The sequence below is a fragment of the Pleomorphomonas diazotrophica genome, from assembly GCF_002844595.1.
Taxonomy (GTDB): domain Bacteria; phylum Pseudomonadota; class Alphaproteobacteria; order Rhizobiales; family Pleomorphomonadaceae; genus Pleomorphomonas; species Pleomorphomonas diazotrophica.
On sequence record NZ_PJNW01000002.1, the window covers coordinates 865,252 to 890,523 of the forward strand.

General features: G+C 64.2%; 21 protein-coding genes. 4 read left to right on the forward strand and 17 right to left on the reverse strand.

What is annotated here, in order from left to right:
• Window positions 1–260: 260 nt before the first annotated feature.
• The 5 genes from CXZ10_RS05000 to CXZ10_RS05020 all read right to left on the reverse strand — a co-directional run bounded on the left by CXZ10_RS05000 (window position 261) and on the right by CXZ10_RS05020 (window position 6,330).
• The gene (locus tag CXZ10_RS05000) at window positions 261–1,346 is read right to left on the reverse strand and encodes a DUF4037 domain-containing protein (protein ID WP_101287979.1); all 1,086 of its coding nucleotides are present in this window, start codon (window positions 1,344–1,346) and stop codon (window positions 261–263) included.
• A gap of 13 nt (window positions 1,347–1,359) precedes the next feature.
• Window positions 1,360–2,685 carry a TadE/TadG family type IV pilus assembly protein gene (locus CXZ10_RS05005; protein ID WP_101287980.1) on the reverse strand — a complete coding sequence of 442 codons (1,326 nt, stop codon included), beginning with the start codon at window positions 2,683–2,685 and terminating at the stop codon, window positions 1,360–1,362.
• A 123-nt stretch (window positions 2,686–2,808) separates the two neighbouring features.
• Window positions 2,809–4,110: a glycerate kinase type-2 family protein gene (locus tag CXZ10_RS05010; RefSeq protein ID WP_101287981.1), complete on the reverse strand. Its 1,302-nt coding sequence runs from the start codon at window positions 4,108–4,110 to the stop codon at window positions 2,809–2,811.
• Window positions 4,111–4,120: 10 nt separating this feature from the next.
• Window positions 4,121–5,092, reverse strand: a complete 972-nt coding sequence (locus CXZ10_RS05015; protein WP_101287982.1) for a nucleoside hydrolase — start codon at window positions 5,090–5,092, stop codon at window positions 4,121–4,123.
• A gap of 185 nt (window positions 5,093–5,277) precedes the next feature.
• Window positions 5,278–6,330: a sugar phosphate isomerase/epimerase family protein gene (locus CXZ10_RS05020; RefSeq protein ID WP_101287983.1), complete on the reverse strand. Its 1,053-nt coding sequence runs from the start codon at window positions 6,328–6,330 to the stop codon at window positions 5,278–5,280.
• A gap of 497 nt (window positions 6,331–6,827) precedes the next feature.
• Here CXZ10_RS05020 and CXZ10_RS05025 point away from each other — a divergent pair, with 497 nt between their 5' ends.
• From CXZ10_RS05025 to CXZ10_RS05035, 3 genes are all read left to right on the forward strand, one after another.
• Entirely contained in the window at window positions 6,828–8,159 is a 1,332-nt protein-coding gene (locus tag CXZ10_RS05025; RefSeq protein WP_101287984.1) for a 2-hydroxycarboxylate transporter family protein, read from the forward strand.
• Between the two features lie 91 nt (window positions 8,160–8,250).
• The gene (locus tag CXZ10_RS05030) at window positions 8,251–10,143 is read left to right on the forward strand and encodes a sensor histidine kinase (RefSeq protein ID WP_210199840.1); all 1,893 of its coding nucleotides are present in this window, start codon (window positions 8,251–8,253) and stop codon (window positions 10,141–10,143) included.
• Window positions 10,140–11,501: a sigma-54-dependent transcriptional regulator gene (locus tag CXZ10_RS05035; protein ID WP_101287986.1), complete on the forward strand. Its 1,362-nt coding sequence runs from the start codon at window positions 10,140–10,142 to the stop codon at window positions 11,499–11,501. Before CXZ10_RS05030 ends, CXZ10_RS05035 begins: the two co-directional genes overlap by 4 nt.
• 5 nt (window positions 11,502–11,506) lie before the next feature.
• Here the strand turns inward: CXZ10_RS05035 and CXZ10_RS05040 are convergent, their stop codons facing one another.
• The 12 genes from CXZ10_RS05040 to CXZ10_RS05095 form a co-directional block, all read right to left on the reverse strand.
• Window positions 11,507–12,259 carry an ABC transporter ATP-binding protein gene (locus tag CXZ10_RS05040; protein ID WP_101287987.1) on the reverse strand — a complete coding sequence of 251 codons (753 nt, stop codon included), beginning with the start codon at window positions 12,257–12,259 and terminating at the stop codon, window positions 11,507–11,509.
• A complete protein-coding gene (locus tag CXZ10_RS05045; protein WP_101287988.1) occupies window positions 12,256–13,056 on the reverse strand; it encodes an ATP-binding cassette domain-containing protein in 801 nt (266 codons plus the stop codon). Before CXZ10_RS05045 ends, CXZ10_RS05040 begins: the two co-directional genes overlap by 4 nt.
• Window positions 13,056–13,907, reverse strand: a complete 852-nt coding sequence (locus CXZ10_RS05050; RefSeq protein ID WP_101287989.1) for an ABC transporter permease — start codon at window positions 13,905–13,907, stop codon at window positions 13,056–13,058. Before CXZ10_RS05050 ends, CXZ10_RS05045 begins: the two co-directional genes overlap by 1 nt.
• On the reverse strand, window positions 13,904–14,869 hold the full coding sequence (locus CXZ10_RS05055) for an ABC transporter permease (RefSeq protein WP_101287990.1): 966 nt from the start codon (window positions 14,867–14,869) through the stop codon (window positions 13,904–13,906). Before CXZ10_RS05055 ends, CXZ10_RS05050 begins: the two co-directional genes overlap by 4 nt.
• Window positions 14,870–14,948: 79 nt before the next feature.
• Window positions 14,949–16,388: an ABC transporter substrate-binding protein gene (locus CXZ10_RS05060; protein ID WP_244617104.1), complete on the reverse strand. Its 1,440-nt coding sequence runs from the start codon at window positions 16,386–16,388 to the stop codon at window positions 14,949–14,951.
• A gap of 270 nt (window positions 16,389–16,658) precedes the next feature.
• Window positions 16,659–17,081: an OsmC family protein gene (locus CXZ10_RS05065; protein ID WP_101287992.1), complete on the reverse strand. Its 423-nt coding sequence runs from the start codon at window positions 17,079–17,081 to the stop codon at window positions 16,659–16,661.
• Between the two features lie 162 nt (window positions 17,082–17,243).
• Window positions 17,244–17,972 (reverse strand): SDR family oxidoreductase, encoded by a 729-nt coding sequence (locus CXZ10_RS05070; protein ID WP_101287993.1) that lies wholly within the window; start codon window positions 17,970–17,972, stop codon window positions 17,244–17,246.
• A gap of 65 nt (window positions 17,973–18,037) precedes the next feature.
• Window positions 18,038–18,916 carry an L-ribulose-5-phosphate 3-epimerase gene (locus tag CXZ10_RS05075; RefSeq protein WP_244617071.1) on the reverse strand — a complete coding sequence of 293 codons (879 nt, stop codon included), beginning with the start codon at window positions 18,914–18,916 and terminating at the stop codon, window positions 18,038–18,040.
• Window positions 18,917–18,942: 26 nt separating this feature from the next.
• The gene (locus CXZ10_RS05080; protein ID WP_143741473.1) at window positions 18,943–20,436 is read right to left on the reverse strand and encodes an FGGY-family carbohydrate kinase; all 1,494 of its coding nucleotides are present in this window, start codon (window positions 20,434–20,436) and stop codon (window positions 18,943–18,945) included.
• Between the two features lie 164 nt (window positions 20,437–20,600).
• Window positions 20,601–21,599 carry an ABC transporter permease gene (locus CXZ10_RS05085; protein WP_101287996.1) on the reverse strand — a complete coding sequence of 333 codons (999 nt, stop codon included), beginning with the start codon at window positions 21,597–21,599 and terminating at the stop codon, window positions 20,601–20,603.
• Complete coding sequence (locus CXZ10_RS05090) at window positions 21,592–23,085, reverse strand: sugar ABC transporter ATP-binding protein (protein WP_101287997.1); 1,494 nt, start codon at window positions 23,083–23,085, stop codon at window positions 21,592–21,594. The genes CXZ10_RS05085 and CXZ10_RS05090 overlap by 8 nt, the downstream gene beginning before the upstream one ends.
• Window positions 23,086–23,188: 103 nt before the next feature.
• Window positions 23,189–24,100 (reverse strand): substrate-binding domain-containing protein, encoded by a 912-nt coding sequence (locus tag CXZ10_RS05095; RefSeq protein ID WP_210199861.1) that lies wholly within the window; start codon window positions 24,098–24,100, stop codon window positions 23,189–23,191.
• A gap of 262 nt (window positions 24,101–24,362) precedes the next feature.
• Between CXZ10_RS05095 and CXZ10_RS05100 the strand changes: the two genes are divergently transcribed.
• Complete coding sequence (locus CXZ10_RS05100; protein WP_101287999.1) at window positions 24,363–25,271, forward strand: helix-turn-helix domain-containing protein; 909 nt, start codon at window positions 24,363–24,365, stop codon at window positions 25,269–25,271.
• Window position 25,272: the final 1 nt, after the last annotated feature.

Sequence of the window (25,272 nt, forward strand, 5' to 3'; positions counted from 1 at the left end):
ATGCAGATATTATCTCGGTGTCTTCTGCCAGCATAGCTGGCGTTAACACGATATTCCGGATCTTTGCCCCTCTTGGCAAAAATACCAAGTCTCTTGACCGGTCATTTACGCCGAATGGGCCTCATACCCCACCGTCGTCAGTCTTGGGGAGCTTTCTCACCAGAACTGTGCCGAGTTGGAACACCACGGTTCGCCTGCCGACACAAGACACCTTGGCAACTTTTGATTGTATTCGCTGTCGCGTGGGGCGGCTGGGCGGCTCAGCTCTTGGCGCGATCCGCAAGCAAGGCGAAGGTGGCCTTTCGGGCCCCTTCTGGCGAGGCGATCAATGGCGTGGCATCGGTGACCTGATCTATGGAGCCGACAACCGGCCGGCCGCGCAGGAGCGGATCGACAATACTCGCGGCAAGGTCGGCGCTGAGGTCTTCCGCGTTGATCGTCGGAAACGGGCGGTCGTAATAGGGGCCGATCCTGGGCGTCACGGACAGCGGAAAGCCGGCAGCCGCATGCATTTCGGCGACAACAAGGCAAGCCTGCGCGAGACCTGCCTGGCGAGGCTCCCAGGTCTCGGCCTCCAGCACTGCCGTAAGCATCGGCAACAGTACCTCCGAGCTTGCAAGTCGAGCGAATGCCGAACCGAACCATTTGGCATAAGGCGCGTAGCGGCCTTCGAGCAGGAAGCAAACTCGCATGATGTCGCGTACGAGCCGCGCGGCGATGACGCGGGAGCCGAGGTCGTCACCGACGTAACCCGCCCGGCCGACAAAGGCCTGCTCGTCGGCGATGCGGCGCCACTGCGCCGCGAGCTTGTAAAGCGTGACGTCGCGCGGACAGCGAGCGAAGGTTTCCCTGAGATGCGGGAGAGCGCCTAGGCCGGTGTGGAACACCTCGCCGGCCGTCAGTTCCAACAGTTTCTGTTCAGGCAAGGAAAGCCAGATCAAGGCATCGAGCGGTGTCCCCGGATCAAGCGCAAGCGTCGTTCTCAACATGCCCTTGGCGGTGAAGACCTCGACGCCGTGTTCTGGACGCCCAAGGGCGTCTTCTGCGACAATCGGAGGATGCGGGCGAGAGCGGTAGCCGATGGGCTCGCCAAGGAAAGTCGCGGGCTTCACCGCGTCAAAGCCATCGATGATCGCCGCAGCGTGCGTCGCAAAGTCCCCATCGGTCACCACGAGCTGGACACGCGGTCCCCAATTGTGGTCACGCGACATGTCGTCGTCGAAACCGAGGAGCTCGGAGCCGTAGCCGAAAATCCCCGCATCGTGCCTGAGGCTGGGAAATGCTTCGTCCAGCCAGGGACGGACGACGTTCCGATAGAACAAGTTTGAGAGATGGACACCCTTCATCGCCGGTTCCGACTCAATGGGTCAGGTGCGTCTCGTTTACCACATTGGCGAACAACTGGGTCAGAACGGCGCTGACGTCACCGGATGGCGCGACTTCGGCATACAGACCTTCCGAGGCACAGGTTTTCATGTTGGTCGCGATCTTCGACTGGAAGGGCGCGATCCAGGTCGTGTACCAGGTGTTGCTCGGGATCTTCTGGTAGGTGGTGTAGAGGCTGGCGAGCTTTACGGCGTTGGCCTTGATATCCGAGCAGGCTGTGGTGTCGAGCGGTTGCTGACAACGGTCGCCAGTGAGCTTCTCCTTGCAGTTCTTCGGACGCTCGGCATCCTCCACGCCGTCGCTGATGAGGAAGAGAACCTTGATGGGATCATTCGCAGACAGCCCACTACCGCTCGTGCCAATGAGGGCCTTGATGTCCTTGAGGGCGGTCAGCAGGTCGGTTTGCTGATCGTTGTCGTAGTTCTGATAGGGAATCGTCATGAGGTCGACATTGGCCGCCGCGGTGGCGACGGAGGAAAGCGACGATGACAGGGCGGCGACCTGGGTGAGCTTGGTGACCTGCGCGTCGGGTCCCAGGGAGTAGACTGCCATCTTGTACTGGTTCGACACGAGCTGGCTGGCGGCCGCCTTGTTGATCATCGACTGAACGGCTCGGGACACCACCTGGTAACGAAGGGTGATGCCTCGTTGCTTGGCAAGGATGTAGGTGTCGTAGGTCGCGCCGGTGATATGACAGGCAAAGGCGCAACCCCCGTTCACGGCTTCAAGGGCGGAGATGTCGGCTGCCGTGGCACCTAGCCCCATGGATGGGCTGTTATCGATCAGAACATAGAAATTATAGTAGTAAATCGGCTTGTTTTGCGCCGTTGCACGCGCCGTGACTGCGACGTTGTTGACGCCGAACAGGCGAACGAAATAGGTGGGCACATCCGACGTCAGAGTGACGTCGGAGTTGAACGTATTGCTGGCGTAGCGCACCGAGATCTGCGATGATGTAATGCTTGAAAACCTTGAGCCACCGAAATTCGTCTGGGCGATCTTGAGAGCGTCACTCTCCGCCACCGCTATGTTGCCGACCGTCCCGGTCTGGATGACCTGCTTCACGGCGCTGGAACTCATGGATATGGCGCCAACGGCGGCGGCGTCAGCCGCCGACTGCAGCATGTCCTTGGTACGAGAGGCGATCGCATAGTCGACCGCGGCCCCGATCACGATCATCAACGGCAAGATGACAAGCGCAAAGATGATACTGATAGCGCCGGACCGGTCCGACCAGATCCCATCCCTGCCGCCCTGCAATCGTTTGCCCGGTCTGGCAATCTGCTTTGCGAAGAGCACCGATCACCCCCGTTTCGGCGAGGCAAGCCTTCTGGCCGCCGGTCATGCAGGCGTTCCGGCGTCCATCCCGCAAGCACCTGCATCGACGATCTGCGCATGAGCCGGTGAAATAATTGCTAAAGCTTAGGAGATTGCCACCTCGACGGGAGGCGGGTTGTAAAGTAAGGTGATCAGGATGGCGCGGAAATCGTTGACATTGGTCAGCGTCGGGCCGGTGATGATCGCATCGCCGAGCGCGCCGAAAAAGCCGTGACCATCGTTGTTGTCGAGGGCGGCTTGCGGGTTGATGCCCCGCGCCCAGGCACGGGAGAGACTGTCCGGCGTCAACAAGGCGCCGGCGATTTCTTCAAGACCATCGACGCCGTCGGTATCGCCGGCCAGTGCCCAGACGCTCTCAAAGCCCCGCAGATGCAGGCCGAGCGACAGCAGGAGTTCCACGTTACGACCTCCGCGCCCACCGCCGCGTAGCGTCACCGTGGTTTCCCCGCCCGACAGCAGAACGCAAGGCGGGGTGAACGGCTGGCCGCGCTGGACGACTTGACGCGCGACTGCGGCCAGCACGGCTCCTACGTCGCGCGCCTCGCCTTCAAGAGCATCACCGAGGATATGGGCGGCGAAACCGGCCTCGCGGGCCACGGCAGCGGCCGCCTCCAACGAGGCCTGAGGGGCGGCGACGATATGCGTCTCGTTGCCGGCGAGGCGAGGATCATCCGGCTTCACCGTCTCGCCACTTCCACTTTCGAGCAACGCTTCGGCAGCCGGCGGCAGGGCGATGCGGTAACGGCGGAGGATGGCGAGGGCATTCGCGCAGGTGGTGGGATCGCCGACGGTGGGGCCGGACGCGATATCGACAGGGTTGTCGCCCGGCACGTCCGATATCAGCAGCGTCACCACCTTGGCCGGATGGGCGAGGGCGGCGAGACGACCGCCCTTCACCGCCGACAGGTGTCGGCGGACGCAGTTCATCTCGGAAATCGGCGCGCCGGAGGCAAGCAGCGCCCGATTGACGGCTTGCTTGTCATCAAGGCTGATGCCATCCAGCGGGAGGGCAAGTAAAGCCGATCCACCGCCGGAGATCAGGCAGAGCACCGTATCGTCGGGCTCGGCAGCGGCGGCGAAGTCGCGGATGCGACGCGCCGCCTGAAGACCTGCGGCATCGGGTACGGGATGTGCCGCCTCGACGATCTCGATGCGCTCCGTCGGCACAGCATGGCCGTAGCGTGTCACCACCAGCCCTTCCAGCGGTCCGCTCCAGTGACGTTCCACAGCCCTTGCCATGGCAGCCGACGCCTTTCCGGCACCAAGGACGATCAGGCGCCCCTTTGGACCGGCCGGCAGGAAGGGCGGAATGCAGCGGTCCGGCTGAGCAGCAGCGATCGCCGCATCGAACATGGAGCGGAGGAGGGCGCGTGGATCGGCGGACATAAGCTTCACCTCAGCCTAACGAGCGGATCGCCGCCTTGTAGCTCTCGACGACGCCGGCACAGTCGGCCTCGGCGGCCACCAGCTTCGACGGGTGACCGTCCCAGGCGTTGGGACCGAAGCTGTGGCCGTCCGGTTTCTGGATCGTCTGACCGATGGCGATGCCCTCGGTAACGACGCGCACCGGACCCGAGCGGAGGGTGAACAACTCCGGCGCCACGAGATAAGCAGCCGCCGCGACGTCGTGCAGGCAACAGCCATCGACCTGATTGCGGCGTTGATACAGAGCCTCATATCCGCGCGAGATATCCCAGAGGAAGCGGCCCGCCTCGCCGCTTTCCGCCAGTTCCGCCGCGTCCGCGTGGCTCGCCACGCAATGACTGGTGACGTCGAGGCCGATGGCTGTCACCGGCCAGGCGGCGGTAAAGACCATATCGGCGGCATGCGGATCGTTGTGGACGTTGGCCTCGGCCGCCGGCGTCGCGTTGCCGCGCCGTCCGCCCCAGCCGAAGGCGCCGCCCATGATCACCACGTCTTTCACCAGCGTGGCGATGCCGGGATCGCGTTGAAGGGCGAGGGCAAGGTTGGTCAGCGGCGCGACGGCGAGAATGGTGACCTTGCCCGGGTTGGCCCTGACGATCTCGACCATCCGGTCCGCGGCATGGCCTCCGGCCGGTTCTGCGATGAAGCCGTCAACGACATGGGCGTCGCCGAGGCCGTCCTCGCCGTGAATGAAGGCGGGCGCCGACCGGCGAGCGATCGTCAGGGGCCGGCTCGCTCCCGCATAAACGGGCACGTCGATGCGGAAGCGTTGCGTGAGGTAGAGCGCATTGCGCGTGGTGACGTCGATTTCCGCATTGCCGAACACCGTGGTGACTGCGGCAAGCTTGATGCTGGGTTGCGCTTTCAGGAAGAGGAGAGCCATGGCGTCGTCGATGCCGGGATCGGTATCGAAGATGACAAGGTTTTTCTCGGTGTCGGCCATTCCTCATTTCCTTTGGCACAAGTCGGTCAACCGAAGCCGCGACAAGTGGCCTCGCCCATGTCAGCGACCATGGTTGCAAGGGATCAGGCGATCTCGTTGGCGATACGGTGGACGGCGCCGATGAAGGCGGTAGGACCGCCGCCGATCATGCCAAGTTTGATGCGGGTCTTGCTCATGTCCTGTCCTCAACCGATGCCGAGCAGCCGGCGGTTGGTCGCCGCGTCGACACCGCTCTGGGCGAAGTCGTCGAAGGCATGTTCGGTGACGCGAATGATATGGTCCTTGATGAAGGGGGCTCCCTCGGCGGCGCCGTCCTCGGGATGCTTCAACGCGCATTCCCATTCGAGCACGGCCCAGCCGGGATAGTCGTTTTGCGCCATCTTCGAGAAGATGGCCGAGAAGTCGACCTGACCGTCGCCGAGCGAGCGGAAGCGGCCGGGCCGGTCCACCCAGGACCGGTAGCCGCCATAGACGCCGGAACGGCCGGATGGATTGAGCTCGGCATCCTTGACGTGAAAGGCCTTGACGCGCTCGTGGTAGATGTCGAGGAAGGCAAGATAATCGAGCGCCTGCAGCACGAAGTGCGAGGGATCATAGAGGATGTTGGCGCGCGGATGGTTGCCCACCGCTTCCAGGAAGCGCTCGAAGGTGGCGCCGTCGTGCAGGTCCTCGCCGGGATGCAGCTCGAAGCAGGCGTCGATGCCAGCATCCTCAAAGGCATCGAGGATCGGCCTCCACCGACGAGCGAGCTCGGCGAAGGCCTCCTCGACAAGCCCTGCCGGTCGCTGCGGCCAAGGATAGACATAGGGCCATGCGAGGGCGCCCGAGAAGGTGGCATGCGCCGCAAGGCCGAGCCGGCGCGACGCTTCCGCGGCGAGCTTCAGCTCACGGGTTGCCCATTCGGTACGAGCCGCCGGATTGCCCCGCACCGCCTCCGGAGCAAAGCCGTCGAAGAGTTGATCGTAGGCCGGATGCACGGCGACGAGTTGGCCCTGGATATGAGTGGATAGCTCGGTGATCTCGACGCCGACCTCCCGCAACCGGCCTTTCAGCTCATCGGCATAGGTCTGGGATGTCGCGGCCTTCCTGAGGTCGAACAGACCGGCAGTGGTCGGAAGCTGCAATCCGACATAGCCGAGACCGGCCGCCCAACGCGCCAGTCCATCGAGGCTGTCGAAGGGCGGCGCGCCGCCGACAAACTGCGCCAGGAATATGCCCGGTCCCTTGATCGTTTTCATGGCGGTTCCCTCGTCTCCCGACGCCGCCGGGTCGCGCGGCCGACGGCACTCGAGGCAGCTTACATATCGTTTCAAGGGGAGGTAAGCCCCCGCACGACTTAGGTAGGCATCCTCGCCAGACAAGGCTGGCAAGAAACCCAACAAAATCAGTGATATCACTTACTTCCAGCTCACAAAACCGTCCGGTTTTCCGGACGGCTGTGAAGGACCTGTGTCCGAAAAGCCGGAAAAGCCGCCGCGTCAGCCTCAGAATTAAATCGATAAAACAATCGGTTAGCCGGCAGTTCAAGTTGGCACGCCTGATGCCATTCAAACGGCATGCGACGGCCGCCTTCCGAGGAGGGAACAAGGACGGAGGGTCGGGGCATGGTCGATCGGCCAAGGCAGCTCACAGGGCAGTCTCCGATCGAAGCCATCTCGGCGCCGGCGCGACCGGACGGCCGGACAGTCCAAGGGAAGGCCCGCCACGGGACGTGCGCCGGGCAGGAGGAACGAACATGACGGACATCACGCAGAACAATGCGATCGCGGTGGAGACGGGCGGCAGCCTTCTGTCCCGCGTCGCCACCTACAAGGTCGGCCCTGTGCCGCTTCCGCTCTATCTCGCCATTGCCGGCGTGGTCTTCGGCGCCTCGGTGATCGGCAAGCTGCCGGCCGACATGATCGGCGGCTTCGCCGCCATCATGGTGCTGGGGTTCCTGCTTGGCGAAATCGGCGGCCGCATCCCCTATCTGAAGAGCATCGGCGGCTCGGCCATCCTCTGCCTGTTCGTGCCCTCGGCCATGCTCGGCTATCAGATCATGAATCCGGCGACGTCCGATGCCATCAAGGCGGTGATGAAGACGTCGAACTTCCTCTATCTCTACATCGCCTGTCTGGTCACCGGCTCCATGCTCGGCATGAACCGCAAGGTGCTGATCCAGGGCTTCCTCAAGATGTTCGTGCCGCTTGCCGTCGGGACGATCGCCGCCGTCGCGGCCGGCGGGCTCGTCGGCATGGCCTTCGGCTACGAGTTCAAGCACACCTTCTTCTTCATCGTCATGCCGATCGTCGCCGGCGGCATCGGCGAAGGCATCCTGCCGCTGTCGCTTGCCTATTCCGACATTCTCGGCACGGCCCAGCCGGAACTGATCGCCTCTCTGATCCCGGCCGCCCTGATCGGCAATGTCGTTGCCATCATCTCTTCGGGCGTCCTGAAGCGCATCGGCGAGAAGAAGCCCCAGTATTCCGGCAACGGTCTGCTGGTCCGCACCGGCAACGACAACGAGCTCCTCAAGGAGATGGCCGTCGAGAAGAAGATCGAACTGCCGCTGATGGGCGCTGGCCTGCTGATGGCCTGCACCATGTTCATCCTCGGCGCCTTCCTGTCGCCGTTCACCGGCATTCCCGGCCCAATCCTGATGATCATCGGCGCAGCGCTGCTCAAGGTGTCGAAGCTCATCCCCGAGCGGATGGAGACCGGCGCCCACCAGATGTACAAGTTCATGACCACCAACATGACCTTCCCGCTGCTGGTCGGCCTCGGCACGCTCTACGTCCCCTGGAATGACCTGATCGCCGCCTTCACCCCCGCTTACTTCGCCATCTGCGCGTCTACCGTTCTGGCCATGGTCGCCTCGGGCTGGCTGATCGGCAAGGTGCTGAAGATGTATGAGGTCGAAGCGGCCATCGTGACCTGCTGCCATTCCGGCCTCGGCGGCACCGGCGACGTCGCCATTCTCTCGGCGTCGAACCGCATGGGCCTGATGCCCTTCGCCCAGATCTCCACCCGCATCGGCGGAGCGGCCATGGTGGTGCTGGCAGTGTTCCTCCTGAAGGCCCTCGGCTGATCCCTTCAACCCCGACATGCATCGGCCGCCCGGCTTTCCCGCCGGGCGGCCTTGCGCTATCGATGGATCACGATCAGCGGGAGGATCCGGATTGGCCGAGGACGCCGAGAGCATCGAGCCGAAACGCCGTCGGTTTCGCCTCGCAGCGGTACTGCCGTTGGCGGGAGCGCTTGCCATCGCGGCCGTGGTCGCCTTCGTCGCCTATCGCGCCGTCTTCGAGCTGTCTCTGTCCGGCACCCGGGCCAATGCCAGCCACCGGCTCGATCTCTATGCGGCGAGCTTCGAGCGCGAGATCGGCAAATACGCAAGCTACCCCTATGTGATGGCGCTCGACGGCAGCATCCTTGCGCTGCTCGCCAATCCCACGGATTCGCTGCTGCGCTATCGGGCCGACAGCTACCTCGAAGCGCTGAACGATCGCATCGGCACGCTCGACGTCTTCCTGCTCGACAAGACCGGCCGGGTGATCGCCTCCAGCAACTGGAACAAGTGGGACAGCTTCGTCGGTCGCGATCTTTCCTATCGACCCTATTACCAGAACGCCGGCGTCGGCCGGGTGACGCGCTTCTACGGCATCGGCACCACCAATCGGCAGCCGGGTTATTTTCTGGCGACGGCGATCTCGCGCGGCAACGACACGCTGGGCATCGGCGTGGTGAAGGTCAGCCTCGAACAGCTCGAACGCTCCTGGGCATCGGCGGAATCTCCGGCCATTCTCAGCGATGAGCACGGCGTCGTGGTGCTGTCGTCAGTGCCGGCCTGGAAATACGGAACGCTGGTGGCGCTCGACGAGAAGGCGCGGCGGGAGATCGCCGAGGCCCAGCAATACAACGACCGGCCGCTTGCGCCGATCGGGCTTTCCACCCTGCGCCAACTCGACGACGGCACCCGCATTGTGCGCCTGCCGGGTGCGGCCGGGTCGGACAGCAGCTTCTCGACGGAGGGCCTGTTCCTTGCCGAAAGCCGGGCGATGCCCGAGACGCCGTGGACGCTCACGGTGTTCACCGATCTCTCGGAGATGGACGATCTCGCGCGTCTGTGGGCGGCGCTCGCCGGCCTCGGCAGCCTCTTGTGTCTGGGGCTTCTGGCGGTCTATCGCCAGCGGCGACGGCATCTTCGCGAAATCCTGGCGGCGCGCGCCGCGTTGCAGCGCGCCCACGATCACCTCGAAAGCCAGGTGGCGGACCGGACAGCGGCGCTGTCGTCTGCTAACGAGCGGCTGCGGGAGGAGGTGGAGGAACGGGAACGTGCCGAGCGCACGCTGCGCGATGCGCAGTCCGGCCTCGTACAGGCCAGCAAGCTCGCAAGCCTCGGCCAGCTTTCGGCCGGCATCGCCCATGAGCTCAACCAACCTCTAGCCGCCCTCGTTACACTGTCCGGCAATGCCGTGAGATTCCTCGAGCGTGGCGAGTTCGACACCGTCCGCGGCAATCTCGAACGCGTCCGGCCACTGGTCGAGCGTATGGGCAACCTGACGGGCGAACTCAAGAGCTTTGCCCGCAAATCGTCCGGCGAGCCGCAGCGCGTCGGATTGCGCAAGCTCATTGACGACGTGCTGTTCCTGCTCAACCATCGCCTGACGCGAGGAGGGGTGGCCGTGACGATCGACATCGACGGAGGCGATATCGAGCTCTGGTGCGACGCCAACCGCTTCGAGCAGGTGCTGCTCAACCTGATCGGCAACGCCGTGGACGCCATGGAAGGGCAGGATGATCAGCGCATCCATCTCTCCGCCCGCCTCGAGGGCGACTTTGCCCGCATCGATATTCGCGACAGCGGCCCCGGCCTGCCGCCGGAACGGCTCGCCCACATGTTCGAGCCCTTTTTCACCACCAAGGCGCCCGGCGTCGGTCTCGGTCTGGGGCTGACAATCTCGGCCGGCATCATTCGCGACTTTGGCGGTGAGCTCGTCGCCAGCAACGCCGAGGGGGGAGGCGCCGTGTTTTCGATGACCATTCCGATCGGAGCCGGGGAGGCGACATGACGAAGCCCACGATCGATGACCTCCGGGTGCTGATCGTCGAGGACGATCCCGACGTGTTGCTCGGCTGCGAGCAGGCGCTTCAGCTTGAGGGCATGCAGACGATCGGCACGGGTTCGGTCGAGGAGGCGCTCAGGCGGATCGCCGAGGCGCGGCCGGGCGTCATCGTCTCGGATGTGCGTCTGCCCGGCCGCGACGGCCTGTCGCTTCTGAGGGAGATGCAGGCCGCCGATGCCGATCTCCCGGTGATCCTGATCACCGGCCATGGCGATGTGTCACTGGCCGTTCAGGCCATGCGATCGGGTGCCTACGACTTCATCGAGAAGCCCTTTTCGCCTGAGCATCTGGTCGAGGTGGTGAGGCGGGCCCGCGAGAAGCGGGCATTGACGATCGAGGTCCGCCGCCTCCGCCATAAGCTCACGGACGGCGGTCGGCTGGAAGGACGGATCATCGGCCGCTCGCCGGCCATGGTGAAACTCCGGCGCGTCATCGCCGACATCGCGAGCACCAATGCCTCGGTGCTGATCAGCGGCGACACCGGCACCGGCAAGGAACTGGTCGCCCGCTGCCTGCATGACGAAAGCTCGCGTCGCAAGGGGCATTTCGTGGCGATCAATTGCGGTGGCCTACCGGAGCATCTCGTGGAAAGCGAGCTGTTCGGCCATGAGGCCGGCGCCTTCACCGGCGCCACCAAGCGCCGCATCGGCAAGATCGAGCATGCGAGTGGCGGTACGCTGTTTCTGGACGAGGTCGAGACAACGCCGGTCAGCGTTCAGATCAAGCTCTTGCGTGTCTTGCAGGAGCGGACGCTGGAGCGGCTCGGGTCGAACACGTCCGTTTCAGTTGATTGCCGCATCGTCGCCGCCGTCAAGGGCGACCTCGGCAAGATGGCGGCCGAGGGCCGCTTCCGGTCCGATCTCTACTACCGCCTCGCCGTCGCCTCGCTGGCATTGCCGGCACTCCGGGATCGGCGCGAGGACATTCCGCTGCTGTTCGCCCACTTCGCCGAACAGGCGAGCGTCGTGCATGGCCGCCCCGCGCCGGTGCTCGACGACACCCGTCTCGGCACGCTGATGGCCTATGACTGGCCGGGCAACGTGCGCGAGCTCCGGAATGTTGCCGATCGCTGCGTCCTCGGCATTGAGGCTGGGTTCCCCCCCTTTGCCGAGGCGACCGCCGTCGAGCCCTTGTCGCTGACCGAGGCGGTCGCGGCCTTCGAGCGAGCGATGATCGTCGACGCGCTCGGCCGCAGTGGCGGTGGCCTCGGCCCGACCGCGCAGTTGCTCCGAATCCCGAAGTCGACCCTCTACGACAAGATGACGCGTCTCGGCCTCGCCGATGGCGACCGAGACGCGCAATAGCCCGTTCAGGCGAATTCGGGTAGACGCGGCGTGCTGGCGAGGAGACGCTGCGTATAGGGATGCTTGGGTGACGAGAGTATATCGCGTGCCGTCCCCTGTTCGACGATGCGGCCCTTTTCCAGGATGACAAGATCCTGGCAGAGAAGGGCCACGAAGCCGATGTCGTGCGAGACCAGAGCCAGGGTCGTCCTTGCCGACAGGGACTTCAGAAGCTCAACGATGCGGATGCGCGTCGTAAGATCGAGCGCGCTCACCACCTCGTCGGCCAGCACCAGCTCCGGCTCCGATACGATGGCTCTCGCGATGGCGATGCGCTGGCGCTGGCCACCGGAGAACTCATGCGGATATCGGCCGGCAGCGTCGGGCGGCAGATCAACCGATGCCAAAGCCCCGGCGACGGCGGCATCGATGTCGGTTTCCACGTTCAGAGATCGCAGGGGCTCGGCGACGATGTCGGCGATCTTCTGGCGCGGATCGAGCGAGGAATAGGGGTCCTGAAAAACAGCTTGGACCGATCGGCGGAAACCGCGCATGAACGGCCGGTTGCGCGGATCGAGTGGCGCGCCGCGAAAGGTGACCTTGCCGGAGGTCGGCTGGGCGAGGCCGAGCAGCAGGCGCAGGATGGTGGTCTTGCCGGAACCACTTTCTCCGACGATGCCGAGATTGCGGCCGGCCTCGATGCTGAGGTCGACGCCATCGAGCACCTTGCGGCCACGGCCGTAGGCGAAGGAGACGGCGGCGAGATCGATGAGGCTCATAGCGCCGCTCCGATGGCTTGATCGAAGGCGCGCGCCGCTTCGACGAGGCCGAGGGTATAGGGATGGCGCGGCCGGCCGAACACCTCGGCTATAGGTCCTTGCTCGACCATCTCACCGGCTCGCAGAACCACGACACGATCGACGGCCGTTCCTACCACCGGCAGATCATGGCTGATGAAAAGGAGGCCCATGTTCTCCTCGCGCACCAGCGTTTCGAGAAGCGTCAGTACCTCGGCCTGCGTGGTGACGTCGAGCGCCGTGGTCGGTTCGTCGGCGATGAGCAGGCTCGGCCGGCAGGCGAGCGCCATGGCAATCGCCGCCCGCTGGCGCTGACCGCCCGACATTTCATGCGGATAGGCGCGGGCGAGGCGCGCGGGATCGGGCAGGGCGACGCGGACCATCAGACCGAGCACTTCGGCTTGGACATCGACCGACCGGCCGTCGCGGTGGGCACGGCGGCGCACCGCCTCGGCGATCTGCTTGCCAATACGCATCAGCGGATCGAGGGCGGTCAGAGGCTCCTGGAAGATGGTGGCCACCGCCGTTCCCCTGAGACCTGCGACATCGCGATCTGCAGAGCCGATCACTTCCCTGTCGGAAAGACGGATGGAACCGGAGGCGGTCATGCCATCTGGCAACAGGCCGATGGCAGCGAGGGCCGTCAACGACTTGCCGGACCCGCTCTCACCGATCAGGCCGACGCGTTCTCCAGCGGCGACCGACAGCGACACGTCGGAGACCAAAGGCCGGCCGACGTGACGGATAGTGAGATTTTCGATGGTGAGAAGATCGGCCATCAACGCCTCCGCCGGGTCGGGTCGGCGACGTCACGGAGGCCGTCGGCGAAGAGGTTGAGGCCAATCACCAGCGATACCAGAGCGATGCCGGGAGCGATGGCGCCGAAGGGAGCCGTGTAGACGGTGGCCTGGGCCTCCTGCAGTAATCGTCCCCAGGACGCATTGGGCGGCGGCGCACCGAGACCCAGGTAGGACAGCGATGCCTCGGCGATCACGGCAAGGCCGAACTGCAGGGCGAAGTTGACGATGAGCGTCGGCCAGATATTGGGCAGCACGTGGATGCGGACGATGCCGAGCCAGCCGGTTCCCGATACGCGCGCGGCGGTGATGTAGTCCATCGCCAGCACGCGCCTTGCCAGGATGCGGGTCAGGCGGGCGACGATGGATGAGGCGGCAATGCCGATGGCCAGAATGGCGGTGCCGAGACTAGCGCCGTCGCTGGCTGCCACGATCAGCATGGCGAGCAGCAGCGTCGGGAAGGCGATCAGGATATCGAGCGTCGCCGCCAGCACGTCATCGACAGCGCGCGAAGCGAAGGCGGCCAGCAGTCCGACCGTGACGCCGATGGCCGCCGCGATGGCCACCGCACCGATGCCGACGCTGAGGGCGATGCGCGCGCCGATCATGATCTCGGTGAAGAGGTCGCGGCCGAGCCGGTCGGTACCGGCCCAATGGGCGAGCGACGGCGGCGCGAGGCGGCCGCCGGTCATGGCTGTCGGGTCGTAAGGCGTCCATATAAGCGTCAGAAGGCCGACGACGACATGAAGGCCGACCAGCGTTGCGCCGATGAGGAAGGCGGGTGTCAGGCGCAACCTGGGCAGCGGGGCGAAGGCGGGGGTTGCGTCGCTCATGGCCGGGCTCCGCTCGGCCCGCGCAGGCGGGGATCGACGAGGCGCTGCACGAGGTCGGCGGCGAAGCCGACCAGCAGCACCAGAAGCGTCGAGATGAACAGAACGCCCTGAACGCTCGGATAATCGCGCTGCTCGATGCCGCTCAGCAGCATGGAGCCGAGGCCGGGCAGCGAGAAGACACGCTCCACCACCACGGCGCCAAGCAGCGTCGAGGCCAGTTCGATGCCGAGAATGGAAATCACCGGTACGGCGCCGTTGCGAATGCCATGGCGGACGAGCGCTTCCCCATAACCGGCGCCGAGTGCGCGGGCGGTTCGGAGATAGTCGGAGCCGATGACGTCGAGCGTTGCCGAGCGAACGTAGCGAATGAGAGAGGCCGACATGACCAGGGCGATAGTCAGGATCGGCAACGCAAGCTGATGGAGGGCGGCGAGCGGATCGCGCCACCAGCCGGACGTCGGAAAGCCGCTCGACGGGAAGAGACGCAGCTTCACGGCGAAGGCGGTGACCAAAAGGATGCCGATCCAGAAGACCGGGATGGCAACACCGAGCTGCGAGATCACCGAAATGAGACTGCCATACCAGCGGTCGCGCTTGACGGCGGCCAGGATGCCGAGCGGCAGGGCGATCAGGATCGCGCCGGTGAAGGCGAGAGCGGTCAGCGGCAGCGTCAACGTCAGGCGGCGCCCGATTTCCTCAAGCACCGGCACGCCGGACACGAAGGATGCGCCGAGATCGAAACTAGCGAGCTGGCCCAGATAACGAACGAACTGTGCGAAGATCGGCAGGTCGGAGCCAACCTGACGGCGGGCCGCCTCGATCTGTTCGGGATCGGCCCCCACGGAGACGAGCGCATTGGCGGGATCGCCAGGCAGGAGGCGCAACAGCAGGAACAGGACAGCGGCGGCGATCAGCACGGAAACGAGGAGGATCGCCGTCCGACGGACGAGATAGGCGAGAATGGCGGCACCTTTGAAAAAGCGGCTAACGCCGCCCGAGCTTAGGTCGGGCGGCGTTGGGTGTCGAGCGAGGCGAGAGAGATCATTCCGCCTTCTTGATGCCGTAGGCGAAGAACTGCGAGTTGAGGCCGTTGAGCGGGTAGCCGGTGACCGACTTCTTCGACACCACGATCTGCGGATAGAGGTAGAGCCAGTTGCTGGCCGCGTCCTCGGCGATCTGGATGTTGGCTTCCTTCAGCTTCTCGGTCTGCTCATCGACGGTCTTGGCTTCCTCGGAGGCCTTGATCAGATCGACGACCTTGGGGTTGTTGTAGCCCCAGTAGAAGTCGGGGTTGCCGTAGAAGACGATGTCGCGGTGGTTCACGTGCTCCTGCAAGGTCGCCTGGAAGTCGTGCGCCTTGTAGATCTTGGTGTACCACTCGTTGGCCGTGATGACGTTGATCTCCACCTTGACGCCGACCTTGGCCAGCTCGCCCTGCAAGAACTGCGCGGCGATCGGATGCGGGTCGTAGTTGGGCGTGTCGATGGTGAAGGTGAAGCCGTCGGGGTAGCCGGCCTCGGCGAGCAGCGCCTTGGCGCTTTCCGGATCGTAGGCATCGGTCTTGGTGAGATCGACGTACCAGGGATCGGTCGGCGGCACGAAGGAGCCGATCAGCGTGCCATACTCTCCCCACACCGCCTCAAGCAGCTTCTTGTCGTCGACAGCCCGGGCGAGCGCCTTGCGCACCTTGACGTTGTCGAAGGGAGCGACACGGTCGTTGTAGGCCAAGAGCAGCTTGGTGGTCGACTTGCCCTCGGCAACGGTGAAGTCGGGATTATCCTTGAACTGGGCCAGCGAATCCGGGCTCTGCACCGAGGTGATGACGTCGACGGCACCGGTCAGGAGCGCGTTGTTGAGGGCAGTCGCCTCGGTGAAATACTTGAAGACCACTTCGCCGTTCTCCGGCTTCGGACCCCAATATTTGTCGAAGCGCTTGACGGCAAGCTGCGAGCCGCGCTGCCAACCTTCGAGGGCATAGGGACCGGTGCCGTCCTCAGTGGATTGCAGGTCCTTGGCCTTGTCGTTGATCACCCAGACATAGGAGAGGTTGTAGGGGAGCGAGATCGAGCGCGAGGATAGCTTGATGATGACGGTTGCCTCATCAGGCGTTTCGATCGAGGCGATCGGCTTCAGCGAGTTCTTGCGCGAGCTTTTGCTGTCGGACGAGGTGACGCGCTCGATCGACCACTTGACGTCGGCCGACGTCAGCGGGTCGCCGGAATGGAAGGTGACGCCGGGCTGCAGCGTGAAGGTGTAGGTGAGGCCGTCCTCGGAGACCTTGAAGTCCTTGACGAGGCTGGGCGACACCGTGCCGTCGTCATTGAGGCGGAACAGCGCCTCGTAGACATTGCCGTTGAATGCCTCGTTGATGCCCTGGCCGGCGCCAGCCGTATTGTCGAGGTTCTGCGGCTCATAGAGCGAGCCGACATTGATGGTGGCGTCGGGACCGCTCTCGGCGGCGAAAGCCGGTGCCAAGCCCATCAGAAGCAGCGTGGCGGTCGTCGTGGCCTTCAAAACCGAAAGCGGTTTCAAGGCGGAGCGCACGGGCGAAGCGGTCATGTTTCTCTCCTCGGATGGCGGCCGACTGGGCGACCTGTTGGCGGCCAGTCTAGCCGAGGCACGGGAAATGAGAATGTCGGCGCCGCCTCAAATGGTCGGCGTCATGGAAACAGGTTTGCACAAACTGGGCATTATCCGGATTAATTTACTCGTCTAGACATCCCCAAGCAAGGCAGGCTGGATTGTCGGAATTTACAGGAGTGGCTCGCCGTCGATGATATCGATCGACGCGTGATAGCTGTTGCCGATGGTGCACACCTTGTGCGCCTCTTCGATGAGGGACCGGCGCTCGGCATCGTTGAAATCACCCTCGATGGCAAAGCGGCAGGTCTGGCGGGCAATGCGTGACGGCGGTTCGGTGGCCTTGGCGCCGATCACCTCCACCGAAACCGCGCCAAGCCGATCGTTGAGGCCGAGGTTGCGCGCCGCGATGCGAACGCTGAGCGCAAGGCAGCCGGCCAACGACGCATCCAACAGTTCCAGCGGGTTGAAGCCTTCCATCGACGGCGAACCGGCCAGGGGCAGGCTGGCGCCCGAGCGGGCGACCACATTGCCACGGCCGCTGCGATCGAGACTGGCGGTGGCGCCCATCGGGCGGATCCTGACCTGCGACATGGAGTTCTCCTCTCAGGTAACGCGTGGCGTCAGGATATCCGGATTGAGGGATAGTTGCGAGAAACGAATGCCCGCAAAAGAAGCGGCGGCGGATCGTTGCCGATACGCCGCCGTAGTCTGTGGGGGGAGGTTTGCTGCTTTTCTTGGGGAGGACTGGGATCGTTACACGTCGAAGAGAGCCGGCAGGATCACCATGTCGCGGACGATGACGTTGCGCGGCCGCGTCAGCATGAACAGAACGGCTTCGCCGACTTCCTCGGCCTCGATCAGGCCACCGGCGGCCTTCTCGGCAGCGAGGCGTTCCGGCACCCAGTCCTTCAACAGGGCGGTGACAACCGGACCGGGCTGGATCGCGCCAACGCGCACGCCATCCTTGGCCACCTGGCGGCGGACGGTGTGGACGAAGGCCTGCACGGCGTGCTTGGACGCGGTGTAGATCGGCTCGACCTTGACCGGCACCACGCCGGCCACAGAACTGGTCACCAGGATGTCGCCGCGCTTGCGTTCAATCATGTAGGACAGAACCGCATGCACGCTGCGGAAGGCGGCGTTGATGTTGAGGTTCAGCATGCGGTCCCAGGCGTCGGGATTGCCGGTGGCGGCGTCACCGCCGATATAGGCGCCGGCATTGGCATGCAGGATGTCGAGCTTGCCGGCCTTTTCCAGGATCTGCGGCAGCATGGTGGCGACGCTCTTGGGATCCAGAAGGTCGACGCGCACCGGGAAGGCATTGGCGCCGATCTCGGCGCAAGCCGTAGCAAGGCCCTGTTCGTCGCGGTCGACGATGGCGACCTTGGCGCCGGCGCTTGCCAGGGCCTTGGCGGACGCCAGGCCGATGCCGGAAGCGCCACCGGTGATGGCGGCAACCTGACCTTCGATACTCACAGCCATTTCAGTCTCCTTTGTCCGTAACCCACGGACTTTCGCTTCTGTTTATTGGGCGTTTCCTCTGGCCTTCACGCGGCTTGAAGCAGGCCGCCGAGGCGCATTTGTTCGATCATCCAGCGCCGGGCCGTGGCGATTTCCACCACCGGCTCGTCGGACTTCTCCGTCCACATCTCCATCAAGAAGGGGCCGCGATAGCCGAGCTCGGCAAGCGTGGCGAAGCAGGCCTTGAAGTCGACGCAGCCGTCGCCGAAAGGCACGTCGCGGAACTGGCCGGGATAGTCGCCGGTGACCTTGCGCGTGTCTTTCAGGTGAATGGCGACGATGCGGTCGATGCCCGCCCGAAGCTCCGCCTGGACGTCGTTGCCCCAGGCAGTGAGGTTGCCGAGGTCGGGGTAGACGCAGAAGTAGGGTGAGTGGATGAGCTGGTCGTATTCGCGCCAGCGGGTGATCGAGTTGATGAAGGCGGTGTCCATGATCTCGACCGCCAGCATCACCTGCGACTTGGCCGCCTCACGCACCGACCACTGCAAGCCCTCGATGAACCGCTCCTTGGTGCCAACGTCGGCCTCTTCGTAGTAGACGTCATAGCCGGCGACCTGAATGGTGCGGATGCCCAGGTCGACGCAGAGGTCGATGGCCCGGCGCATGATATCGCGCGCCTTGACGCGGGTCGCCGCATCGCGGCTGCCGAAGGGGAAACGGCGGTGCGCCGACAGGCAGACGCTCGGCACTGACACGTCGAAATCACGCACGGCGGCGCAGAAGGCCGCGCGCTCCGCCTTCGACCAGCTCAGCCGCGTCATGCGCTCGTCGGTCTCGTCGATCGACATTTCCACAAAGTCGAAGTCGAGAGCCTTGGCGAGCGCCAGCCGCGCCGGCCAGTCCAGGTCCTTCGGCAGCGCCTTTTCGTAGATGCCCAGCGGGTTGGGCAACGCCTCTCGGGTCACGTCATCCTCCAGATCTGATGGCTCTCTCAGCGTCCGGCCGGAAGGGCGGACAGCGTTTCGGCCAGGCGGCGGAACGCCGCATATTTCTCGCGATAGGCAGGGAAGCTCTTGGCGTCGGGCTCGATCAGCGCACCGGACGGGCACATGGCGGCCATGGCCTCACGGAACCCCTTGTGGACGCCGGAGCCGACGGCGGCGGCGATGGCCGCACCCAGGCAGCCGGACTGTTCGACGTGCATCACTTCGACCGGCATTTCCGAGATGTCGGCGACCATCTGCATCCAGGGCTTGGAGCGGGTCGGGCCACCGGTGAGGCGCAGCGTCTTGTCACGACCGGACAGCTTGACGATCCGTTCGAGGTGAACGTGCTGGGAGAAGCAGATGCCCTCGTAGACCGCTTGCAGCACCTGGCCGAGGCCATGGGCGTTGGCGAGGCCGTGCAGGCCGGCCGACAGATCGTCGCCGAGGTTGGAGGCGAAGAGATAGGGCAGGAACTGGATGCCGGTGCCCGCCTTCGGCAGCGCCGAGATCATCAGGTCGGCTTGGCGATAGCAGTCGGGCATGCCGCCGAGGAAGGTACGGACGAACCATTCGAGGTTGCCGGCCGAGGTCGGGCTGCCTTCGTGAACGAAGTAGCGATCCGGCATGCAGTAGCGACCCCAGATGTAGGGCCAGGTGTCGCCCTGCGGCTTCAGGATTTGGTCGGTGGTCCATGTGACGATGGTCCAGGTGCCCATCACCACGTTGACAAAGCTCGGATCGGCCAGACCGGCACAGACCGCAGCCGACACCACGTCAAAGAAGCCGCCGAACACCGGCGTCCCGATCTTGAGCCCTGTTTCGTCGGCGGCCTTGGCGCTCAGTCCGGCGACACACTCCTCCGACCCGACGACCGGCGGCAGGCAGCCCTCCATCTCGTCGATGCCGAACATCTTGAAGAGCGCGGGGTCGTAGGCGCCTTTCTCGACGTTGTAGAGATTGCTGCCGGAGATGTTGGTGACCTCGGCGGCGAAGACTCCCGTCAGCTTGTAGCGGATGAAATCGTGGGCCATCAGCACGTGGCGCGTCCGGCGGTAGTTGTCCGGTTCGTTGTCCTTCATCCAGGCGAGTAGCGACACCGGATGGCCGGTCCAGAGCTGCTGGTAGCCGTAACGATAGCTCGCCGCGTCGAGCCCCTTCGCCTTCCAGTCCTTGACGATGGACAGCGAGCGGTTGTCCGAGGAAATGACGCCGTTGCGCACCGGCTCGCCATCGGCATCAAGGGCATAGAGGCCCTTGCCGTGGGCGGAGAAGCTGACGCCGGCGATGTCGTCGGCTGCGACACCAGCTTCCGCGACAACCCGGCGGATGGTGCCGACCACGATGCGCCACATGGCGTTCATGTCGCGCTCGGACCAGCCGAGGTGGGCGGCAACGCCGTTGTCCACTTCGGAGGCCACGGCCTTTTCGTGCCCTTCGGCGTCATAGAGGCCGCTCTTGATGACGGTGCCGCCGATATCGATTCCGAGAAAATAGGTCACGGCTCTTGGTCCTCTTGGAAACGCGGGACTGGTCCGGCCGGATGCCGGCAAAGAGGGGTCGTCCGCCGAACGTGTGGGTTCGGCAGGGGCTTCGCGGTTGGAGTGGTCGGGTCGTGGTCGGGGAGGCGCCCCAAGAGGGTCGAGGCGCCTCGTTTGTTTCGATGTCAGCGGGAGTTCTGCTTGCGGAGGTAGCCTATGAGCACGGCGACCAGCAGGATCACGCCCTTGACGACACGCTGGCTGTAGGGGGACAGGCCAATCATGTTGAGGCTGTTGTTGAGCACGCCGAGCAGCAGGGCGCCGATCAGGGTGCCGACGATATGGCCGCGGCCACCGGTGATCGCCGTGCCGCCGAGGACGACCGCCGCGATGGCGTCGAGCTCCACGCCGATGGCCGAGTTGGGCTGGCCGGACAGGAGGCGAGAGGTCTGGATCATGCCGGCGATGGCGGCGGTGAAGCCGGAGATGGCGTAGACCATCAGCTTGATGCGGGCGGTGCGGATGCCCGAGAGGATGGCCGCGTCCTCGTTGCCGCCGACGGCATAGACGTAGCGGCCGATCGGCAGGCGATTGAGCACGAAGTAGGCCGCCGCGAAGACGATCAGCATGATCAGCGTCGGGATCGGCAGGCCGAGCACGTACTCACGGCCGAGGAAGCCGAAATCGCGGTCGATCGGAAGCGGATAGCCGTTGGTGTAGATGAGCCCGAGGCCGCGCGGGATCTCCATCATTGCCAGCGTGACGATGATCGGGGGCAGGGCGAAGCGGGCGATGAAGAAGCCCGACACGGCGCCGGTCAGAGCGCCACCGAAGATGGCCACTAGCGCCGCTGCCCAGAAGGGGAAGCCCATGTTGGCGATCATGCCGGCCATCAGTGTCGAGGCGAGCGCCACGATGGCGCCGACCGAGAGGTCGATGCCGCCCGTCAGAATGACGAAGGTCATGCCGACGGCGATGATGCCGGTGGTGGAGACCTGACGGGTGATGTTCATCAGGTTGTCGACCGTGAAGAAGTTCTCGTTCATCGTCGCGGTCAGGATCATCAGGACGATCAGCGCCACGAAGGAAACGAACTCCGGCCTGGCGACGGCGGCCCTGGCAAGGCCGACCAGTCCGGCGGGCTGTTCGCGCGACGTTGTGCCGCTGGCAGCAGCTTCACCCATTTTCACCTCCCGAGGCGTAAAGCATGATTTTTTCTGAGTTGATGTCGGCGCCGGTCAGCGTGGCGCGGATGGAGCCGTAGCGCATGACCAGGACGCGATCGCAAAGGCCGATCACCTCCGGCAGATCGGACGAGATCACAACGACGCCGAGACCCTGCGCCGCCAGTTCCTGGAGCATGACGTAGATTTCGGCCTTGGCGCCCACGTCGATGCCGCGGGTCGGTTCGTCGAAGATCAGGAGCTTGCAGTTGCTGGCCAGCCAACGGGCGATGATCACCTTCTGCTGGTTGCCGCCGGAAAGCTCCGAAACCGTCTTGAGGTCGGAGGTGGTGCGGATACGCATGCGCTGAATGAAGCGGTCGCTAAGAACCTTCTCCTCGCGCGGCAAAACCATTCCGAGCTTGTTGGTGAGCCGGTTGAGCGTGCTGATGACGATGTTGGAGCGGATGGAGAAGGGCAGGAACAGTCCGGTCCGCTTGCGATCCTCCGGCAGGTAGCCGATGCCGTGGCTCAGCGCCTCGTGCGGCGAGCGCAGTTCGATCGGCTTGCCCTGGAACAGCACTTCCTTCTCGATGGAGGCGTCGCGGCCGATCAGTGCCAGGAAGCTTTCGGTGCGCTTGGCGCCGACCAGCCCGGCAACGCCCAGGATCTCGCCGCGGCGCACCTCGAAGGAGATGTCGTCGGATCCGGGGAAGCGCAGCTTGCGCACCTCCATGATCGGCGGTTCGGCGTCGTCGGCCGTTCCCCGCTTGGGCGGGAAGGCCTGTGTCACCTCGCGGCCGACCATCTTGGAAATCAGTTCGTCCTGGGTGCAGCCGGCGACCGGCCCGGTGTGGACGTGACAGCCGTCGCGCAGCACCGACACGGTGTCGGCAATCTCGAAGATTTCCTCGAGATGGTGCGAGATGAAGAAGCAGCCGACGCCGAGGGCCTTGAGACGCTCGATCACCTCGAACAGCTTCTTGACCTCACGTGGGGTCAGCGTCGCCGTCGGTTCGTCGAGCACCAGGAAGTTGCATTTGAAGATGGTCGCCTTGACGATCTCAACGGACTGCTGCTCGGCCACCGTCAGTTCGGCGACGGGGCAGTCGAGCGGGAAATGCATGTCGAGCCGGTCGAGGGCCTCGCGGGCCATGCGGCGCATGGTGCGGCGGTCGAGGGTGCCGAGCTTGGTGCGGATCTCGCGGCCGAGAAACACATTCTCATAGGCATTGAGGTCGGGGACGAGGCTGAATTCCTGGAAAATGATGTTGATACCGAGCTTTTCCGACTCTCGCGTACGGGTCGGATGGACCGCTTCTCCATCGATCAACAACTCGCCCTCGTCGGCCTGATAGACGCCGGAGAGGATCTTCATCAGCGTCGACTTGCCGGCGCCGTTTTCGCCGACCAGCGCGTGGACTTCGCCGCGCTTCAGCGAGAGGGACACATCGTTGAGGGCGACGATGCCGGGGAACCTCTTGGTGATATGTTTCATTTCGAGCATGGCGGAACCCTCGGAGCGCCGTCGAGACGGCGGTACTGATCGGACTGTCCGGAAAGCGGGTTCGCCGCGGGGAGGGCGCTGGCCTCTCCCCGCGACGGATCGATTACCAGGCGAAGGTTTCCGCGTTGGTCTTGTCGACCAGCTCAACGTCGATCGGGATCACGGCCGGAACATGGGCACCCATGTACTTGGCGAGCGCGATCGCGAGACCGATGCGCATCTGGTCGCGCGGGAACTGAGCGGCGGTCGCCTTGAAGGCGGAGCCGGCATTGATCGCCTTGACCGCTTCCGGAGCGCCGTCAACGGAGGTCAGCACCACGTCCTTGCCCGAGCCTTCGATGGCAGCGAGAACGCCCATGGCGCCGCCGTCGTTGACCGAGAAGATGCCCCTGAGATCCGGATGGGACTGCATCATATTCTCGGCGACGCCGACGGAGATGTCGCGCTCCTGGCGGCCATTCTGGATGTCGACCAGCTTGACGTCCGGCGCCTTGGCGAGGGCGTCCTTGCAGCCGCGCACGCGCTCGAGGATCGGAACCACGGCGATACCGTCGAGAATGGCAACTTCACCCTTGCCGCCGATTTCCTTGACCAGTGCATCGCAGGCGAGCACGCCGGCATCGTAGTTCTTGGAGCCGACGAAGGCGTCCACGCCGGCGGCCTGCGCGTCGACGGACACCACCGTCACGCCCTTGGCCTTGGCGGCTTCGACGGCGCTGCGCACGCCCTCGGAGTCGGTCGGGTTCACCACCAGGATGTTGACGCCCTTGGAGACCATATCCTCGATATCGCTGAGCTGCTTGGAAACGTCATGACGCGCGTCAGCGACGTAAACTTCAGTATTGTCGCCGAGCAGCTTGGCGAAGGCCGTGACTTCCTCGTTCATGACGATGAAGTAAGGGTTGTTCATTTCCTGAAAGGAAACACCGATCTTGGGAGCATCCTTGGCGAGAGCTGCACCTGCCGACAGAACAAGCGTCGCCGAAGCGGCGAGAAGCGCCGCCTTTGCATGGATATTCATAACGTCTCCTCCGTAATTATTTGCCTTTCGGCGGATTCGTTCTAGCCGAAGGACGCGTCGACCCCTAGACGGTTTTCCTGATTTGTCTTGTACTTTTTCTACCCATCCCTTGAGTCATCTACGGAATTTGCTCTGCCGATTAGCCTTTGGTCTGAGTGGAAAAGGAGGGGTCTGCGGCCGACTTGACAGGGGTGCCGCCGCCTTCCGATCATTGGAGTGAGCGAGCCTTTGCTGGGCGCCGAATGAAGGATCGACCATGCCCGAGATGAAGCCGTCACTCGTCGTGAACGACAACAACCTCGGGAACTCCTTCCGCTTCGAGCGCTGCGGATGGCCCAACGACAGCGACAAGTGGCATTTCCATCCGGAGTACGAGCTGCATCAGATCGTCCGAACCAGCGGCAAGCTGTTCATCGGCGACAATGTGCTGAACTTCCGTCCCGGCAGCCTGTTCCTGATCGGCCCCTATACGCCGCACAACTTCGTCAGCGACGCCCGCAGCGGCACAATGGTTCCAGAACGCGACCTCATCATCCAGTTTCGCAAGGAATGGATCGAGGCGAGCGCCAACGTGCTGACCGAAATGCGCGTGCTTCGGCCGGCCTTCGACGAGGCAGTCTTCGGGGTCGAGTATGGCGGCGAGACGCAGCGGGCGGTCTACGGCTTGATGAACACCATCGACGCGCAGGAGCCACTGGAGCGCCTGATCTCCTTCATGCGGATCATCGACCAGCTGAAGCAATGCCGCCGGAAAACGGTGCTCGGCACGTCGCGCTACTTCATCGACATGCGCACCGCCTCGCTCAGGCGCTTCAACAAGGTGGTCGATTATATCCACGAGCACATCGAGGAGGACGTTTCGATGGAGGCGGCGGCCGACCTCGTCGGCATGAGCTACAAGATGTTCTCGCGCTGGTTCATCGAATGCACCGGCATCGGTTTCCGCCGATATGTGATCAAGACGCGCATCAACAAGTCCTGTGAGTACCTATTCTCCACGTCGCGCTCCATCCAGGAGATCTGCTACCTCGTGGGCTTCAACAACGTATCCAACTACAACAGGCTGTTCCGGCAGGTGATCGGAGTCACCCCCAGCGAGTTCCGGCACAAGTCGCAGGAGGCGCAGGAGTACGAGTTTCCGCTCGAAGGCTTTGCTGCCGCCTGAG

Coding starts and splice junctions, on each gene's coding strand:
- CXZ10_RS05065 (WP_101287992.1), bottom strand. CDS start 17,081: ATGTCGCAGGTCAGGATCCGCCCGATGGGCGCCACCGCCAGTCTCGAT.
- CXZ10_RS05060 (WP_244617104.1), bottom strand. CDS start 16,388: ATGGGCTTGGCACCGGCTTTCGCCGCCGAGAGCGGTCCCGACGCCACC.
- CXZ10_RS05090 (WP_101287997.1), bottom strand. CDS start 23,085: ATGCTCGAAATGAAACATATCACCAAGAGGTTCCCCGGCATCGTCGCC.
- CXZ10_RS05025 (WP_101287984.1), top strand. CDS start 6,828: ATGACGGACATCACGCAGAACAATGCGATCGCGGTGGAGACGGGCGGC.
- CXZ10_RS05070 (WP_101287993.1), bottom strand. CDS start 17,972: ATGGCTGTGAGTATCGAAGGTCAGGTTGCCGCCATCACCGGTGGCGCT.
- CXZ10_RS05045 (WP_101287988.1), bottom strand. CDS start 13,056: ATGGCCGATCTTCTCACCATCGAAAATCTCACTATCCGTCACGTCGGC.
- CXZ10_RS05000 (WP_101287979.1), bottom strand. CDS start 1,346: ATGAAGGGTGTCCATCTCTCAAACTTGTTCTATCGGAACGTCGTCCGT.
- CXZ10_RS05040 (WP_101287987.1), bottom strand. CDS start 12,259: ATGAGCCTCATCGATCTCGCCGCCGTCTCCTTCGCCTACGGCCGTGGC.
- CXZ10_RS05035 (WP_101287986.1), top strand. CDS start 10,140: ATGACGAAGCCCACGATCGATGACCTCCGGGTGCTGATCGTCGAGGAC.
- CXZ10_RS05010 (WP_101287981.1), bottom strand. CDS start 4,110: ATGTCCGCCGATCCACGCGCCCTCCTCCGCTCCATGTTCGATGCGGCG.
- CXZ10_RS05050 (WP_101287989.1), bottom strand. CDS start 13,907: ATGAGCGACGCAACCCCCGCCTTCGCCCCGCTGCCCAGGTTGCGCCTG.
- CXZ10_RS05015 (WP_101287982.1), bottom strand. CDS start 5,092: ATGGCCGACACCGAGAAAAACCTTGTCATCTTCGATACCGATCCCGGC.
- CXZ10_RS05085 (WP_101287996.1), bottom strand. CDS start 21,599: ATGGGTGAAGCTGCTGCCAGCGGCACAACGTCGCGCGAACAGCCCGCC.
- CXZ10_RS05100 (WP_101287999.1), top strand. CDS start 24,363: ATGCCCGAGATGAAGCCGTCACTCGTCGTGAACGACAACAACCTCGGG.
- CXZ10_RS05020 (WP_101287983.1), bottom strand. CDS start 6,330: ATGAAAACGATCAAGGGACCGGGCATATTCCTGGCGCAGTTTGTCGGC.